This is a genomic window from Roseiconus nitratireducens (genome assembly GCF_008629675.1).
Classification (GTDB): domain Bacteria; phylum Planctomycetota; class Planctomycetia; order Pirellulales; family Pirellulaceae; genus Stieleria; species Stieleria nitratireducens.
Genome location: NZ_VWOX01000002.1, coordinates 343,997 through 360,604, shown reverse-complemented (window position 1 = coordinate 360,604; position 16,608 = coordinate 343,997). Strand labels below are relative to the sequence as shown.

Below are 16,608 nucleotides of genomic sequence, written 5' to 3'. Positions count from 1 at the left end.
GTGACCGATCGCGGTGTGACGCAGGCGGCCACCCGCGATGGGCGGCAACGCGGCCCGGTGTGCGAATCCACAGAATGTTGCGATTGCTGGCAAAAACCGGTGCGGGTCGGCCTTCGCGGTAGCGCGAAGTCGTTTGGCTCAGGGCGGTTTGTCCCAGGCAGGCTTTCACACCGGACAGGCCCGTCCGGAGACGGCGACCGCAACCGTTCCGGCCTCAGTCGTTTTCCGAACGATCGCGTTCGAAATGCTCGGGAACCTCAAATCGGCCTGATCGGAAACCCTGCCTGATCGGACCATCCACATTTTTTCGCACCGTGACCTTTACTCAATCCGCGTTGTGACTGTCAGGCAAATTGCTCGGAGCATTCCGCTGGCGTCCAACACCATCGTTTTTTATCCACAAGCGCTCTCGTGTCGAACCTTCTTACGGACCGGCGAACGGACATTCGCAACGTTGTCATCATTGCCCACGTCGATCATGGCAAGACGACGCTCGTCGATTGCCTGTTGCGTCAAAGTGGTCAGTTCCGCGATGCCGAGCTGAAAGGGGAGCGGATCCTGGACTCCAACGATCTGGAGCGGGAACGAGGCATCACCATCTTGTCGAAGAACATCGCGATCCCCTATCGCGATGTGAAAATCAACTTGATCGACACGCCGGGGCACGCGGATTTCGGTGGCGAGGTGGAACGCGTGGTGACGATGGCGGATGGCTGCCTGGTGTTGGTCGATGCCGCCGAAGGCCCCATGCCTCAGACCCGCTACGTGTTGGAGAAAGCGTTGGCGGCGGGCGTCAAACCGATCATCGTGGTCAACAAGATTGACCGGCCGGACGCGCGGTCATTGGAGGCTTTGGACGAAGCCCTGGAACTGCTTGCGGATCTGGGCGGGGAAGACCAATTGGACTCGGTCGCCTACGTGTTCGCCAGCGCCAAAGCGGGCTACGCGACGACCGATCCGGCCGAGCCCGGATCGGACATGCGGCCGTTGCTGGATCTGCTGGTCGACCATTTACCGGGACCGGAGATTGACGTTGAGGCTCCGCTGCGAATGCTGGTCACGACGCTGGACTGGAGCGAATACGTCGGTCGGATCGCGGTCGGTCGGATCCAGTCCGGAGTGTTGCGGGCCAACCAGAACATCGACCTGCATCAAAAGGATGCCGTCGCGAAACAGAAGCTTTCCGGGTTGTACGTGTTTGACAATCTGGGGCGCGCTCGGACCGACGAGGCGCGGGCGGGAGACATCGTGGCGATCGAAGGCCTGGACAGCGTTGAGATTGGTGACACCGTTTCGGCGGTCGATGCCAACAATCCGTTCAAGCGACTGGCCGTGGACGAGCCCACGCTGGAAATGGTGTTTGCCGTCAACTCCTCGCCGCTGGCCGGTCGGGAAGGCAAGTACGTGACGACTCGCCAGATCAAGGGGCGTCTGGAGAAAGAACTGGAGCGCAACGTCGCGTTGCGGGTGGAGATGATTCCCGGGACGGAATCCTACGCCGTCAAAGGCCGCGGCGTGCTGCACCTGGCAGTCTTGATCGAAACCATGCGTCGAGAAGGTTTCGAGCTGAGTGTGGGAAAACCGCGGGTCATCAACCGCATCATCGATGGCAAGCCTCATGAGCCGTTTGAGTCGCTGCGCGTGGAGGTTCCGACCGAAGCGATGGGCCCGGTGATGGAGCTGGTCGGATTGCGACGGGGCACTTTGGAGGAAATGAATCAGCGCGGCGAATACAGCTTGCTGCGATTCAACATTCCTTCGCGGGGCCTGATCGGACTCCGCACCCGACTGCTCAATGCCACCCGAGGAACGGCGGTCATCCACCATCGTTTTGAAAGCTACCGACCGGTGGAACCCGAGGTGCCCGGACGATCCAACGGCGTGTTGGTGTCGATGGTCGGTGGCAAGACGATGCCGTTCGCCCTGTTCGCACTGCAGGACCGAAGTGACCTGTTTGTCCCGCCGGGCGTCGAAGTCTACGAGGGGATGATTGTGGGCGAGAACGCCCGCGAGAATGACATGAATGTGAATCCCTGCCGGGAAAAGAAACTGACCAACATGCGTGCTTCCGGCAGCGACGAAAACGTGATCTTGAAACCGCCGCGCGACATGTCGTTGGAAGCCGCGCTGGAGTACATCGAGGATGACGAACTGGTCGAGGTCACGCCGGAGAGCATTCGGCTGCGGAAGATCCTGTTGAAGGAATCCGATCGCCGTCGCAGCAACCGGAAATGAGTTTCCTGGCGGCGAGGTTCACGCGACGGTTTCACTGCCGCAGGGGTTACTTGTGGAGGGTTCGATGGCGCCGCGACGCAATGAACCCTTTCTGGCCGGCGACGTAGAACGTGCTAAACTGCCGGTTGCCGTCCGATTCCAGGACGGTGACACCGTTTTCCGCCGGCCTGGCCGGCTTCCCCTCGACCTTGCTCGGATTGCCTCCCATGTCATGCAGATCGCTTTCGCTTTGCGCCGGTTTTCTGGCCGCCCTCGGTTTTGCCACTCTGACCGGGTGCAGTCAGCCGACTGAACCGGCCGACACGTCCGCGGAAGCCGCCCACGATCACGACTCGGAAGCGGGCGATCACGATCATGCCGAGGGCGAACATGATCATGCCGACGATGAGCATGAACACGAGTTTGCCACGCTGGACGAGGCCACCGAGGAAATCGAATCGTTGAACAAGACGATCAAAGACGGCTTTGCCAACAACGATGTCGACGCGGCGCATGATCCCTTGCACCACATCGGTGAAGTGCTGGAAGCAACCGATCACTGGGTGCAGGAATCCGATTTGCCCGAACCGCGGAAGCAGGAGTTGGCCGCCGCCATCGAGCAACTGTTCGATGCATTTGGCGCGATCGATGAAAGTCTGCACGGCGACGGGGGCAAGTCGTACGACGAAGTCAGCGAATCCATCCAGTCGGCACTCGACACGTTGAACCAGGACACGCAATGAACCGGATCGGAACCTGGAACCGACGACAACGCGGGCCCTTCTGCGCCGGAGGGCGGATCGCAGCGGGGCTCGTATTGATTCTGTGCATCGGTTGCGAATCCGCGACTGAGCAGGGCGCTGGCGAGTTGGGCGGGAGCGTGACGCGGCAAGCAACCCGTCCGGAATTGCTGCTCGCCGAGATGCCTGAGGATGCAGCCCAGTCACCGACCGACGTCAAAGACGCCGGGGAAGCCTCGCAGTCGGTCGTCCTTGCCGGTCGGATTGATGCCGGCGACCTGGATCCTTTCCAGCCGGCCCAGGTGGCGTTCGTCGTCACCCAGTTGCCCGATGAAGGTCACGGCGAAGGGGATCCGAACCACGCCGACAATTGCCCGTTCTGCAAACGCAAGCTCAAGAACGCCCCCAAGGCGATCGTCCAGTTCCGCGACGCGGACGGAAACGTGCTGGCCGGCGACGCTCGCCAGGTCCTGGGTGTCCGCAAGGGCGATGTGGTCTATGTGACCGGCACCGCACAGTACGACGCCGCGGTCGACTCGGTGATGGTCGATGCGTCCGGCGTGTACCGATCGCCAAACTGACACGCTGGTAGGACCTGACCGGGCGGGGTGGAATCCAAACGGCTGAAAGCCGGTCCACGCGGTCGCCCCCGAATTGCGACCGCTGCTGAACGTTGATACGCTATGGCCGGTGACAGCGAGGGTGCGCGACGCAGCCAGACGCTTGGTACACCTGCTCTTCATGTCCTTTTTTCAAAGCGCGTACATGTCGGCCACCACAACGGAAACAAACGGCGAAATCTTAGTCGTCGGTTTCATGGACAGCAAAATCCTGGACAGTCAGCGAATCGAGCAGGTCGGGCGGGAATTGCAGGACGCCGTTCCCCAGGCGATGCACAAGAAGCTGTTGCTGAACTTCCGAGGCGTCTCCTTTATGTCCTCGGCAATGATCACCAAGCTGGTGATGTTGAACAAGACTTGCAAGGCTCAAGGCGTGGCCTTGAAGTTTTGTGAGGTCTCCCCGAACGTGCTGGAAGTCTTCAAGATCACGAAGTTGAACAAACTGTTCGACATTCAGACGACCGAAGAGAAGGCTTTGTCCAGCTTCGAGAAGAAAGGTTGGTTCGGTTGAGTGCGGGAGGGGCGGGCGACGCACTGTCGGCCAGCACGATCATCGAAGCAGAACGGTCGCAGATCGGTCATGACCTGCACGATCTGCTGCTTCCCCTCATCTTTGCCTCGTCGGCCAATCTGCAATCGGTGATTGATCAGGTGGGCGATCGTCCCCTGTCGGCTTCCGATCGGGAACGCCTGACGCAGGCACGCCAGTGGCTGCAGGAGGCGATGACGCTCGGTCGCAACCTGCTGACGCAGATCTATCCGCCCGAGTTGGAACAATTGGGTTGGCTTGCCGCGGCGAAGGAAACCACCTCGCGGATCTGCGGCGATCAATGCGAATTGGTTTGGAAAGTCGACGAGGATGCTCCGGTCGGTCGCCCCGATTGGGACCGCGATGTGGCAACGGCTGCCTACCGCGTGGTCATCGAAGCGGTGCGGAACGCGGTGCGTCATGGAAAAGCCGATACCGTTGCCATCCGGTGCGACCGCAAGCGGATTTGCATCGTCGACGACGGCAGCGGATTCGATCCCGATCAAGTGCCACCGAACCATTTCGGCATCCGCGCGATGCGCGGCCGAGCCACGCTGGTCGGAAAAAGCTTGCAAGTCGAATCGTCGCCCGGTGGTCCCACCACCGTCACCATGACGCTCGCCGACGGTTGACGGCGCAACATCCAAACCGCCGGGGAGGGCGTGACATACTGGCACAATCGAGCCGGGGAAGGTTTCCCGGATGCGAAATCGTGTGTGATCGCGAGCGAGTCCTGGCCCAAACGTGAGATTTGATGCGTTTTAAGGATTCGTCGGTGGTGACCCTTGGAAACCGGTAAAATGGGAGCAGTGTCGTTCACCTCCCCAAGGTTCGCGACTCGGACCGCTCTGAATCGGTCGTCGCGTTGCTATGAGCATCGAATTCACCACCTGCCAGTACGCCGTGGATGCCTTGGACCGATTGGTCTGGGTGGACCGGTGGTGGCTGGCCTTCGCCAAGGAAAATGATGCCGGCGGACTGGCCGAATCGACCGTGGTCGGACGGCCACTGTGGGAGTTCATTTCTGATCCGGCCACGCGCGACGTTTACAAAGAGATCCATCGCTACGTGCGAACCGCCGGTTTGGCCTTGGTGGTTCCGTTCCGATGCGATTCGCCATCGATGGAGCGTCGGATCAGTTTGACCGTCAGCAGTGATGGTTCGGGCCACGTGCTTTACGAAAGTATTCTGGTTCGAGCGCGGCGGCACCGGGTATCGCTTTTGGATCCGAGGCTGCCGCGATCCCAATCGGAGCTGCGAATGTGCAGTTTTTGCAAACGCGTTCAAACCGACGCGGGCAGATGGATCGAGTTTGATGAGCTTGATGAGCAGTTCCCCGAAGCCGCGTCGCCGCCGTTTCCGCAGCTGACCTATCGCGTTTGCGAAGATTGTTTCGCGGAGATGCGGACCGTCTGCGGAGGCTACGTGGGACTCGCCAGCGATCGTGATTCGCGGTGACCGACGACTCACGTTTGTTCGTGACCGGCGATGAAGTGCAGGTCGTGCGCCCGTGGCTGCCAGCGCGATCGCGGCGGAATGCCACGCTCTGGCGAGCGTAGCTACCCGATTTCAGACCGTGCTTCGCTGGACAGCGCCACTTTCAATCGAAAACACCGTGATTTGCTGGACCGTGAGCGGCAAGGCGCTAGCCGCCGGTCGATGCGAAGGAAATTTTGTCGTGCCCAGCGCGATCGCGGCGGAAAGCGACGCTCTGGCGAGCGTCGCTACTCGATTTCAGACAGTGCTTCGCTGGAAGATCGCCACTTTCAATCAAAAAAACACCGTGATTTGCTGGACCGTAAGCGGCAAGGCGCTAGCCGCCGGTTGATGCGAAGGAACCCGCGGCTCACACAAAGCAGCCCTGTCCCATTCGGAACCTGCCCAGTTAGGAAGCCGAGTGGGTGGGGAAATCGGTGTACCCTTTCTCACCTTCCGGCGCGTACCAGTCTTTCATGTCCGCGTCGGGGGCCAGCGTCAAGTTGCGATCAAAACGTTCGACCAAATCCGGGTTGCTGATGAACGGGCGGGCGAAGGAAATCAGATCGGCGGATCCCGACGCGATCGCCTGATCGGCGGTGTCGCGGGTGTAGCCACAGTTTCCCATCAGCGGTCCGTCAAAGACTTGGCGGAAGTCGTCTAAGGTCATCGGTGACCCTAATTCATGGAACCCGAAGGCCAGTCCGTCCATGACGTGCAGGTAGGCCAACGGGTATTGATTCAACTGTTCCGCGGCGTAACTGAATTGTTCCCGAAAGTCGGTGGACCCCATGTCGTTGAAGGACCCGTTGGGCGACAACCGGACCGCCACGCGTTCGGCCGAGTAGACATCACTGACGGCACGAACCACCTCATCAAGCAAGCGGTAGCGGTTGGCGACATTTCCTCCGTATTCGTCCTTTCGATGATTCGTTTTGGACTGCAGGAAGGTGTCCAGCAGGTACCCGTTGGCCGAGTGAATCTCGACGCCGTCGAACCCCGCTTGGAGTGCTCGGCGGGCAGCGGCGGCGTAGTCGGAAACCACCTGTCGAACCTCGACGGTTTCCAACGCCCGAGGCGTTTCGGGAGGTTCCTTGCCGTTGGGGGTGTGCACCGCTTCGGTGTTCATCCTGATTGCCGAGGGGGCGACCGCGGGTTGTCCGTTGTGGAAACTGCTGTGCGAAGCGCGACCGGTGTGCCACAGTTGCAAAAAAATCTTGGATCCAGCTTGATGAACGGCATCGACGACCGCGGCCCAGCCGTCCGTCATTGCCCCCGTGTAGATGCCGGGTGTGTCCACCCAGCCGATCGCCTGCTCCGAGATCACGGTGGCCTCGGAAATCAACAGTCCCGCCGAGGCGCGTTGGACGTAGTACTCCGCCATCAAGTCATTGGGAATTCGATCTGCCCCCGCCCTGGCACGTGTCATGGGGGCCAGCACGACGCGATTTTTCAACTGCAGGCCGCGCAAATCAAAAGGTTGCATCAAAGAAGGTGCGTGCGACACGGTTGTCTCCCGAGTGAAATGTCATGGTCTGAACAAGCTGCGGAGCCGCCGCGACAAGGCGGTTACGGTGGGATGCGGCTACGGAGGAATACCAGGGAGACCGCCCGATCTTGCAGCGGTCACCGCAATTTCTGCCAGGACCCTTTCCTTCCCGGGGGCAGCATTGGCCCTCGTCAAGTCAGCCCGGGGCCGGTCGCGGGAGCTTCAGCCATCGACTGGCTGATAGCGGCCCGATGCGGTTGCGATATCGATGACCTCGGCCACCGGAAGAACAAAAACTTTCCCGTCGCCGATCTGCCCGGTCGAACCGGTCAAGGCGTGCTGGCGGATCGTGTCCAGCACCGGTTCCAGTTGGTCTTCGTGGACCAGCACCTCGATCACTACCTTGCGCAACAGGTCGACCTTGTATTCGTTGCCACGAAAGATCGCAATTTGCCCACGTTGCCGACCATATCCCATCGCGTCACAGACAGTGATGTCGTCAATTTCCAACGCGCGTAGCGCGTCACGCACGACCGAAAGCTTGGTGGGTTGGATGATGGCAACGATGACGCGCATGACAGCTCATTCAGGAGACGGGGAGGGGGCCAATGACACGGGACGGCCCGATGCGGCCGACGCAGCCAGTGCATCCAGCGTTCCTTGGGTCGCCAAGGCGTGCCGGTTATAGTCCGCCAGCGACTCTTCGCCAACGAGCGTCCGGATCATCCGCTGCTCCTGTCGGTCGGCGACTTCATGCGACTGCACCTCGCCGTGGGCCTGATGAACCCAAAACCGGGGCGGGCGGTCGGCCCATGGTCGCGTGAAATCGTCGCAGATGATGGAAGCCTCCGAGCCGGCAAATTCAAACCACTTCCGGGTGGCCGTGTCGTAGCCGCAAGAGACCGAAGCGGTCACGTTGTTGTTGAACCACAGGATGGCCGTGGTGCGAATCGGAACGCCGTTTTCCAACTGCCAGTCGGCGAACACGCGTTGCGGTGCCTCGCCGACGAACCGGCATGCGGCGCCGGCCGCATACCAACCCAGATCCAACAAACAGCCGCCACCGAGAGACGCATCCAGACGGTGTTCGTCAGACTGAAAGGGACGGTAAAACGAAACCGATGCGGTGAAATGGGTGGGCGTTCCCAACAGCCCGGCGTTGACGAGGTCCAGCATTTTGATGGTGCGACCATGGTGCAACCAGCCTGTCGCATCAAGCCAGCGGACCGACGCCTGGTCGCACGCGCGAGCCATCTGGTCGCCCTGTTCCAAGCTCGTCGCCAAGGGCTTCTCGCACAGCACGTGCTTGCCCGCCTCGGCAGCTTTCACGCACCACTGCGTGTGCATCGACGGCGGCAAGGCGATGTACACGGCGTCGACGTCCTCGCGATCGATCAGGGCCTGATAGCCTTCGACGCTGGCGGCGATTCCGTATTGCGAGGCAAACCAACGCGCCCGCTCGGCCGTTCGACTGGCGATCGCCGAAACCGTCACTCCGTCGGTCGATTGCAAATCGGCCACCAGGCGTCGCGTGATGCGTCCAGTTCCGATCACTCCAAATCGCATGAGTTTCCTTCCGTGAGCGCCGGCACGGGTGTCGTCTTCAAACGGGTACGGGAATCCGTCGCAGCAAGTCGCCGATCCGTTCTTCGGCCACGTCGCGGCTGGAATCGCCCAAATGATCGTCGACCAGCACGCGGTGGGACAGGGTGGAGATTGCCAGGGCCTTGATGTCGTCGGGAATCACAAAGTCCCGGCCTTCGGTGATCGCCCGCGCCTGGCAACCGCGGTAGAAGCTGAGCGCCGCCCGGGTGCTGACACCCAACCGAAACAATTCCGACGACCGTGTCTGGTAGACGATCTCCAGCAAATAGTCTTCCAGGGTCGGATCGAAGCGGACTTTGCGGACGGCGTTCTGCGCCTCGCGAACGTCGTCGGTCGACGCGACGCTCTTGATCGAATCGACCGGTTCACCGTCGCGGTGGGATTCCAGCACACTGCGCTCGCTTTGTCGCGCGGGGTAGCCGATGCTGGTCCGCATCAGGAACCGGTCCATCTGACTTTCGGGCAACACGTAGGTGCCCTCGAATTCGAATGGATTCTGCGTGGCGACGACGATGAACGGTTTGGGCAGGGCGTAGGTCGTCCCGTCGACCGACACCTGTTGGTCGCTCATCGCTTCCAGCAGTGCCGACTGGGTCCTCGGCGGGGCACGATTGATCTCATCGGCCAGCACCACGTTGGCAAAGATCGGCCCGCGGGTGAATTGAAAGTCGCGGGTGTCGCTTCGATAAATCGAGCTTCCGGTGATGTCGCTGGGCAACAGATCGGGCGTGAACTGGATTCGGGAAAATTCCGCATCGATGCTTCCCGCCAGGGCCTTCGCCGCCAAAGTTTTTCCGACGCCGGGAACGTCCTCCAGCAGCAAATGCTCTCCCGCCAGCAGGGTCAGCACGATCAGCCGCACGGTTTCGGCTTTGCCCAAGATCACTGATTCCATGTTCTCCCGCAGCCGTCGAGCGGTCTCGTAAGCTTGCTGCATGGTCGATAAAACAAGATTCGGATCGGACAAACGAACAAGGCACTGTTCCGCGAATGGCCCGCGGGTTGGAAAAGCCATTGCCTTGCAAGTCGCGTATCGTACCCCAGATCGACAGGCCGGCGGAACCCGCTACGCCTTGCTGCCGCGATCCGAAACACAAAATCCCCGGTGGAGAGACAGCCGTGTCCGAGCGCACGCCCGAGCCCACGTCCGAACCCTTTGAATCTCCGCCGGTGCAGGACACGGCCGGCGACCCGTCGTCGCCGCCAACGTCACGCGCGCCGTCACTGTTGGCTGCCTGGGCGGCCCTGCTGTTGAGCAGCCTGATTGCGGTGATGATCAAGTTTGCCGGCCAAGATTTTGACCACCAGAACGCCAACCTGGCCGGCGTGGCTGTCTTCGCGTTGGGGCTGTTGGTCTTTCTGGTCCAACTGCAGCGTCGGTTTTGGTATTTCGGGCGTCCGTATCGCGTCCCGCTTGGCGTGCTGGCAACCATCCTGCTGTTGATCGTCTGTTTCCGTTTTGACGGTTTCAGCGGGGAACTCGTGCCGCAATTGCGATTCCGGTTTGCGCCGCAGCGCGACCTTCCGCTGCAGCGGGCCGCGTCGGAAACGTCGCCCGATGAAACGACCGGTTCGGAATCCCCGGAAATCCTTGCTGCGCGATCGCCGCAGTTCCTGGGACCGCAGCGCAATGGGGTGATAGCCCGCCGCGAATTCGCGGTGCCGGATCCTGAACAGCAGATCGAAGTGCTGTGGGATCAGGGGATCGGCGAAGGTTGGGGAGCGTTCGCGGTGGCGGGCGGCCGTGCGGTGACTTTGGAACAGCGTGAACAAGAGGAATGTCTCACCTGTTATCGGCTCTCCGACGGTGAGCTGTTGTGGATCCGCCGTCACGACGGCCGTCACGAAAACCCGATGGGCGGAGTTGGGCCTCGGTCGACACCGACGATTGATCGCGATCGAGTTTACGCGACGACGGCGACCGGGTATGTCTGGTGCGTTGACCTGCAAACTGGCGAGGACATCTGGACGCTGGATCTGTTGGCAACGGCCGGTTGGGAACAGACCGAATTCGAGCAGGCGGCCAGTTGGGGATACGCCGGTTCGCCGTTGTTGACCGACGGCTACTGCATCCTGGCCATGGGCGGTCCTGTCGGCGAAGAGTCGGCGGCCAGTTTGATCGCCGTCGATGCGGAAAGCGGCGAAGTTCGCTGGCGATCCGGCGACGACCAACTGAGTTACGCATCGCCGATGATGATGCTGCTTAGCGGGCAGCGACAGGTCGTGATCGTCAATGAGAGCAGTGTCTCAGGGCATGCCATCCGCAGCGGACAGGTGCTGTGGACCTTTTCCTGGCCCGGTTCGTCTAACGCCGGTGCCACCTGTTCTTCGGCGATCCAAGTCGGGGAGGATCGGGTCCTGGTGGGCAAGGGCTACGGTGGCGGAAGCGCGCTGGTGCGCATCAAGCGTGACGGCGACCGCTGGGTCGCCGAAGACGTTTGGCGCAGCAATCGGCTTCTAAAGACGAAGTTCAATCACACCTGTGTTGACGGTGAAATCGGCTACGGCATCAGCAACGGAGCCTTGGAGGCGGTCGACCTTTCCCAGCCGAAGCGGCTTTGGATCCAGCCCCGAAGCAGTCGGGCGGGACAAGGCCATGTGTTGCTGGCCGAGGACACTTTGATCATCCAAGACGAGATGGGTGACGTCGTGTTTGCCGACGCCACGACCGATCGGTACCACGAACTTTTGCGGCTGCCGGCGCTCGACGCAAAGACGTGGAACATTCCGACGCTGGCGGGCCGCATTCTGTTGGTTCGAAATGATCGCCACGCGATCTGTTACCGTTTGCCGCCACGCGCGGACATCTGATCGGAGCGACGGAGAGGATCGCCGCTTTCTCGCGGCGTGCTCGTTCATCGCCAATTCCAAGTGGCTACCGTCGCCAGACGGTGGCAAGAGTTCTAAGTGGCTACCGTCGCCAGACGGTGGCTAGGGTTCTAAGTGGCTACCGTCGCCAGACGGTGGCTAGGTAAGCACGCTCCGGCGAGCGTGCTTACCCCATCACGGCACTGTTCCCTTAGGTTTCTTCGTCGCGTTTGGGTTCCGTCGAGGCGGCCTTGTCGGTGACTGGCGTGGGCGTGTCTGAAGGGCTGGGATCATCGCCCGCCTTTTCTGCCAGTTTGCTTTCGGCTTCGTTCAGCGAAGCTTCCAACTGTTCGGTCCGCTTGGCTAGCTTGTCGGCTCGCTCACGTTGTTTTTTGGCCGCTTGTGCGTTGGCCGTCGCCTTCTTTCGCTGCGTTGCCAAAGCGTCTTTGGTTTTCGCCAATTGCTCGGTCAATTGTTGGACTTTTGCTTCGGCTTCTTTGGCGGACTGTTGCGCCGCCTCGGCTTGTTTTTCAGCTTTTTCGGTGGCGGCCATTTGGGCCTTGAACTGTTTCAGCCGGTTTTCGGATTCCTCGGCTTGTTTGCTGACCAGTTGCTCCTGTTCCGCCAACGCTTTTTCGTTGGCCGCTTGTGCCTGCTGCAGCGACTGGACCTGCTCACGCAGCGCAATCAGTTCTTCGGTCAGCAGGACGTTCAAATCGGTCGGCATCGCTCCGCCACAACCGGAGGTGAACATCGCGCCGCCGCGGTCGCAGGAGGAAGGTGCCGGAGCACAGCCGTGTTTGGAGAACAAAGCATGCCCGGCCAGCGACGGCATTGCGGAAGCGGTGATCAGGGCCGAGAAGATGCCCAACCGGGCGAAAGAGCGGATCGATGTCATGGGATTACCCGATTCGATTGCAAGGTCAAGGTGGGAAACAAGGAGGGAAATCCAGTGTAGTTGCCATCTTGGCCGTTGCAGGAAAAGTCATGCACCACGTCCAGAAGGGCCCAGCGAGCCGTCGCCCGGCGGTGGAAAGGATGCAGCTTCCGCGCTCAGGCAAGCGTAGCGACGTGACTCTGGCGAGCGTGGCTACGTCGAATCGGCAAGCGTCCAGCGTCACTCGGGCGGCGTTGTCACTCGGGCGGCGTTCAGCGGTGCGTCCGGTCGAATCCGCCGTTGACCACCAGCGTTTGCCCGGTGCAGAAAGAATTGGCGGGGTCGGCGACGTAGCACACCGCCGCCGCGACGTCTTGAGGGGTTCCCCAACGCCGCATCAAAGACTGCTCGCGAGCCCGGCGATCCCAGTAGGCATCGGTCGATTCACCCCAGGCGGTGCGAATCCAGCCCGGGGCGACGGTGTTGACGCGAATGCGAGGCGCAAGATCTTGGGCAAGGCTATTCGCAAACGCCATTACGGCTGCTTTGACCGGTCCGAACATCTGCCCCGCGTCTCCCTCCATGCCGTCCGGCGCCTGATCCCAACCAATCATGGTCACGCTCGGTGGCTGAGCAGGCAGATCGGAGGCGGACGACCAGCGCTGCACCACCGCCCGTGTCAATTCGATGGTGCCCAACACATCCGTTTCCATCAGCAGCCGCAGTTTGTTCTCGAACGAGCCATCCTTGGCGTCACCGGTCAGCACATCGGCCCCGGCATTGTTGATCCAGGTCGTGGGCGTCTCCAGAAAGTCCCAGGCCTGTCGGACCAGTTCTCGGCGGTCGTCGGCGTCGCGAATATCGGAAGCCACGAGATGGGTCTGGATTCCAAAGCGGTGGATCTGTCGGACGGTTTCGCGGGCTCCCTCCAAGTTGGACCGGTAGTGCACCACGATCCGCGATTGCTCGGCGGGGCTTTCGGCGGCGGGGCTTTCGGCGGCGACCCGACGGGCGAGCTCGACGGCAATCTCGCGACCGATTCCGGAGGAGGCGCCGGTCACGATCGCGCGAATCGGCTGCATGCGATAGGGCTCCTGGTGGGGCGCTGTCAACGGAAGCGGGGTGGTTTCAAAATGCCAGGGGAGGGGACTGGGGCGAAGCAATGGGGACCGCAGGCCTCTTTGGCAGGCCATTTTAGCGTTTTGCACGAAAATCGGGCAGCGGCTTGCTCTTTACCGGTCGAACCAGCCGAAGGGGTGAGATCGCGGCAAGTGCGACGCGTGCCCTTGCCGTCTGGATGCCCTGGTGGCTACTCTTTTGGGGTCGCAGAATTACCGTAAACCCCGCAAACAAAACTGCCGGAAGCATTCACGCTACCGTCGCGGTTTCACCGATCGACGGGTTGGATTGCTGAGCGACGGCGAACCGGGACACGATGTCCTCCGCCCCCGCCCAGTTTCGATCTGCCTTCACCGGGATAAACGCCTCGAGGGAACTTGTTCGTATGTCGGATTCCAAAACGGTCGCCCAGGCCGAAGTCAAACAGCAACTCGGCGAGCTGGCCAAAACCGCCGAAGTGGATGTCGATGTCGCGGAAACGAACGAGTGGCTTTCGTCGCTGGAATACGTCCTGAAGAGCAAGGGACCCGATCGGGTCCGCTTCCTGTTGGACAAACTGCGCGACCGTGCAGCCGAGCAAGGGGTGCAATCGGCCGCGGATACCAACACACCCTATCTGAACACGATTCCGCTGGAAGATCAGCCGGCGTATCCGGGCAACCGCGAATTGGAGCGGCGGATCAAATCGATCATCCGTTGGAACGCGATGGCAATGGTCGTTCGCGCCAACAAACGCGACGGGGGCGTTGGCGGACACATCAGCACCTTCGCTTCCAGTGCAACCCTGTACGAAGTCGCCTTCAATCATTTCTTTCGTGGTCGCGGTGAGAGCGGCTACGACGGCGATTCCATTTACTTCCAGGGCCACGCCTCTCCGGGCATGTACAGCCGCGCCTACCTGGAGGGCCGGTTGAACGAGCAGAACCTGGAGAACTTCCGACGCGAGTTGGAAGAGGGCGGTGGCCTTTCCAGCTATCCCCACCCGTGGCTGATGCCCGGTTTCTGGGAGTACCCCACGGTCTCCATGGGCTTGGGACCGATCATGTCGATCTACCAGGCCCGGTTTAACGAATACCTGCGTGATCGAGGGATCAAAGACACCTCCAAACAACGCGTGTGGGCGTTTCTCGGGGACGGTGAATGTGATGAACCGGAAACTTTGGGTGCGATCGGACTGGCCGCTCGTGAGAAACTGGACAACCTGATCTTTGTCATCAACTGCAACCTGCAGCGGTTGGACGGTCCGGTCCGCGGCAACGGGAAGATCATCCAGGAACTGGAGTCGATTTTCCGCGGGGCGGGGTGGAACGTGATCAAAGTCATTTGGGGCGACGACTGGGATCCGTTGTTGGCAAAGGACACGACCGGAACGCTGGTCGAGCGGATGAATGAAGTCGTCGACGGCCAGTACCAGAAATACACGGGGATGCCCGGCAGCTACATCCGCGAACACTTCTTCGGGAAGTACCCGGAACTGCTGAAGCTGGTCGACAACTTCAGCGACGAAAAGCTGGAAGGGCTCCGGCGCGGAGGTCATGACCCCGAAAAGGTCTACGCCGCCTACAAGATGGCGACCGAATTGAAGAACGGAAAGCCGACCGTGGTGTTGGCAAAAACCATCAAGGGTTATGGGCTGGGCGAAGCGGGGGAAGGACGCAACGTCGCCCACAATCAAAAGAAAATGAACGAAGAGGAACTGTTGGAGTTCCGGACCCGGTTTGGCATTCCCATCAGCGACGAGGAAGTCGGCAAAGCGCCTTTCTACAAGCCGCCGGAAAACAGCACCGAGATCAAATACCTTCGTCAACGGCGTGAAGCGCTGGGAGGCTATGTCCCCAGCCGTCCGGTGGAACACCCCACGATGGAAGTTCCTTCGCTGGATGATTTGAAGAAGGTCATCAGCAAGCTGGAAGACAAGGAGTGCAGCACAACGTTCGCCGTCGTGCAGACGCTGACAGCACTGTGTCGCGATAAGAAGATTGGCAAGTACATGGTGCCGATCGTTCCCGACGAGTCGCGAACCTTCGGGATGGAGGGCATGTTCCGGCAATTTGGGATCTACGCCCACGCCGGCCAGCTGTATGAGCCCGTCGATTCGGCGCAGGTTTCCTATTACAAGGAAGCTCAGGACGGACAGATTCTCGAAGAGGGCATCACCGAAGCGGGCTCCATGTCCAGCTTCAACGCCGCCGGCACGGCTTATAGCTGTCACGGCGTCAACATGGTGCCGTTCTTCATCTATTACAGCATGTTCGGGTTTCAGCGGATCGGCGATCTGATCTGGGCCGCGGCGGACATGCGTGCCAAGGGCTTCTTGATTGGCGGGACCGCCGGCCGCACGACGCTCAACGGCGAAGGCCTTCAGCACCAGGACGGACACAGCCTGCTCAATGCAATCGCCTTCCCCACCGTTCGCGCCTACGATCCCGCATTCGCCTACGAGGCCGTGGTGATTATCCAGCACGGGCTGCAGAAGATGTACGCAGAAGGCGAGCAGTGCATCTACTACTTGATGAGCGAGAATGAGCCCTACCATCATCCCAACATGCCCGAAGGTTGCGCCGAGGGCATCGTCAATGGGATGTACAAGTACAGCAGTCGCGAAGTGGACGGCGCCAAGGCGCGAGTCCAGTTGTTCGGCAGCGGAGCCATCCTGAACTGTGTCTTGGCCGCTCAGGAATTGTTGGCCGAAAAGTACAACATCGCCAGCGACGTTTGGAGCGTGACGAGTTACACGCAACTGCGCCGGGACGCGGCCGCATGCCAGCGCTGGAACATGTTGCACCCCAAAGAAACGCCGCGGAAGAGCTACCTGGAAACCGTGCTCGAAGGCGTCGAAGGGCCTTTCATCTCCGCCAGTGACTACGTCCAAGCGTTGGGTGAGCAACTCACGCCGTGGATTCCGGGCGACTACTTCGTGCTGGGAACCGATGGCATGGGCCGTAGCGAAACCCGCGAAGCCCTTCGCCGGCATTTCGAAGTCGATGCCGAATCGATTGCCATCGCAACACTCAGCCGATTGTGCAAGACGGATGTCTTCAAGCCCGCCGACGTGCAGAAGGCGATCGAAGATCTCGGATACGACCCCGACAAACCCAATCCGCTTTACGCTTGATGCCCATCGACCGTGG

Annotated in this window: 14 protein-coding genes; 8 read left to right on the top strand and 6 right to left on the bottom strand. The window is 60.8% G+C overall.

From position 1 onward, the window contains the following. Positions 1–411 precede the first annotated feature (411 nt). From typA to FYK55_RS03960, 6 genes are all read left to right on the top strand, one after another. Positions 412–2,235, top strand: coding sequence for a translational GTPase TypA (typA, locus tag FYK55_RS03985; RefSeq protein WP_150075075.1), 1,824 nt, complete (start codon positions 412–414; stop codon positions 2,233–2,235). Positions 2,236–2,441: 206 nt separating this feature from the next. Further along, complete coding sequence (locus FYK55_RS03980; protein WP_150075074.1) at positions 2,442–2,957, top strand: CbtA family protein; 516 nt, start codon at positions 2,442–2,444, stop codon at positions 2,955–2,957. After that, positions 2,954–3,535: a hypothetical protein gene (locus FYK55_RS03975; protein WP_150075073.1), complete on the top strand. Its 582-nt coding sequence runs from the start codon at positions 2,954–2,956 to the stop codon at positions 3,533–3,535. The genes FYK55_RS03980 and FYK55_RS03975 overlap by 4 nt, the downstream gene beginning before the upstream one ends. Before the next feature lie 160 nt (positions 3,536–3,695). Next, positions 3,696–4,085 (top strand): STAS domain-containing protein, encoded by a 390-nt coding sequence (locus FYK55_RS03970; RefSeq protein ID WP_235908400.1) that lies wholly within the window; start codon positions 3,696–3,698, stop codon positions 4,083–4,085. Beyond that, positions 4,073–4,735, top strand: a complete 663-nt coding sequence (locus FYK55_RS03965) for a sensor histidine kinase (protein ID WP_150075072.1) — start codon at positions 4,073–4,075, stop codon at positions 4,733–4,735. The genes FYK55_RS03970 and FYK55_RS03965 overlap by 13 nt, the downstream gene beginning before the upstream one ends. 238 nt (positions 4,736–4,973) lie before the next feature. Further along, positions 4,974–5,561: a hypothetical protein gene (locus FYK55_RS03960; RefSeq protein ID WP_150075071.1), complete on the top strand. Its 588-nt coding sequence runs from the start codon at positions 4,974–4,976 to the stop codon at positions 5,559–5,561. A gap of 427 nt (positions 5,562–5,988) precedes the next feature. Here FYK55_RS03960 and FYK55_RS03955 read toward each other — a convergent pair whose 3' ends face one another. The 4 genes from FYK55_RS03955 to FYK55_RS03940 form a co-directional block, all read right to left on the bottom strand. Beyond that, positions 5,989–7,065 (bottom strand): alkene reductase, encoded by a 1,077-nt coding sequence (locus tag FYK55_RS03955; RefSeq protein WP_150075070.1) that lies wholly within the window; start codon positions 7,063–7,065, stop codon positions 5,989–5,991. 225 nt (positions 7,066–7,290) lie between these two features. Beyond that, positions 7,291–7,644, bottom strand: coding sequence for a P-II family nitrogen regulator (locus FYK55_RS03950; protein WP_150075069.1), 354 nt, complete (start codon positions 7,642–7,644; stop codon positions 7,291–7,293). A gap of 6 nt (positions 7,645–7,650) precedes the next feature. Continuing rightward, positions 7,651–8,634 carry a Gfo/Idh/MocA family protein gene (locus FYK55_RS03945; protein ID WP_150075068.1) on the bottom strand — a complete coding sequence of 328 codons (984 nt, stop codon included), beginning with the start codon at positions 8,632–8,634 and terminating at the stop codon, positions 7,651–7,653. Positions 8,635–8,671: 37 nt separating this feature from the next. Further along, positions 8,672–9,568, bottom strand: coding sequence for an AAA family ATPase (locus tag FYK55_RS03940; protein WP_150075334.1), 897 nt, complete (start codon positions 9,566–9,568; stop codon positions 8,672–8,674). A 224-nt stretch (positions 9,569–9,792) separates the two neighbouring features. Between FYK55_RS03940 and FYK55_RS03935 the strand changes: the two genes are divergently transcribed. Beyond that, the gene (locus tag FYK55_RS03935) at positions 9,793–11,484 is read left to right on the top strand and encodes an outer membrane protein assembly factor BamB family protein (RefSeq protein WP_161604293.1); all 1,692 of its coding nucleotides are present in this window, start codon (positions 9,793–9,795) and stop codon (positions 11,482–11,484) included. A 208-nt stretch (positions 11,485–11,692) separates the two neighbouring features. Here the strand turns inward: FYK55_RS03935 and FYK55_RS03930 are convergent, their stop codons facing one another. Beyond that, positions 11,693–12,379 carry a hypothetical protein gene (locus FYK55_RS03930; protein WP_150075066.1) on the bottom strand — a complete coding sequence of 229 codons (687 nt, stop codon included), beginning with the start codon at positions 12,377–12,379 and terminating at the stop codon, positions 11,693–11,695. A gap of 251 nt (positions 12,380–12,630) precedes the next feature. Beyond that, on the bottom strand, positions 12,631–13,440 hold the full coding sequence (locus FYK55_RS03925) for an SDR family NAD(P)-dependent oxidoreductase (protein WP_150075065.1): 810 nt from the start codon (positions 13,438–13,440) through the stop codon (positions 12,631–12,633). A 422-nt stretch (positions 13,441–13,862) separates the two neighbouring features. On the opposite strand from FYK55_RS03925, the gene aceE reads away from it, so the two are divergent. Next, positions 13,863–16,592, top strand: a complete 2,730-nt coding sequence (gene aceE / locus FYK55_RS03920) for a pyruvate dehydrogenase (acetyl-transferring), homodimeric type (RefSeq protein WP_150075064.1) — start codon at positions 13,863–13,865, stop codon at positions 16,590–16,592. Positions 16,593–16,608: the final 16 nt, after the last annotated feature.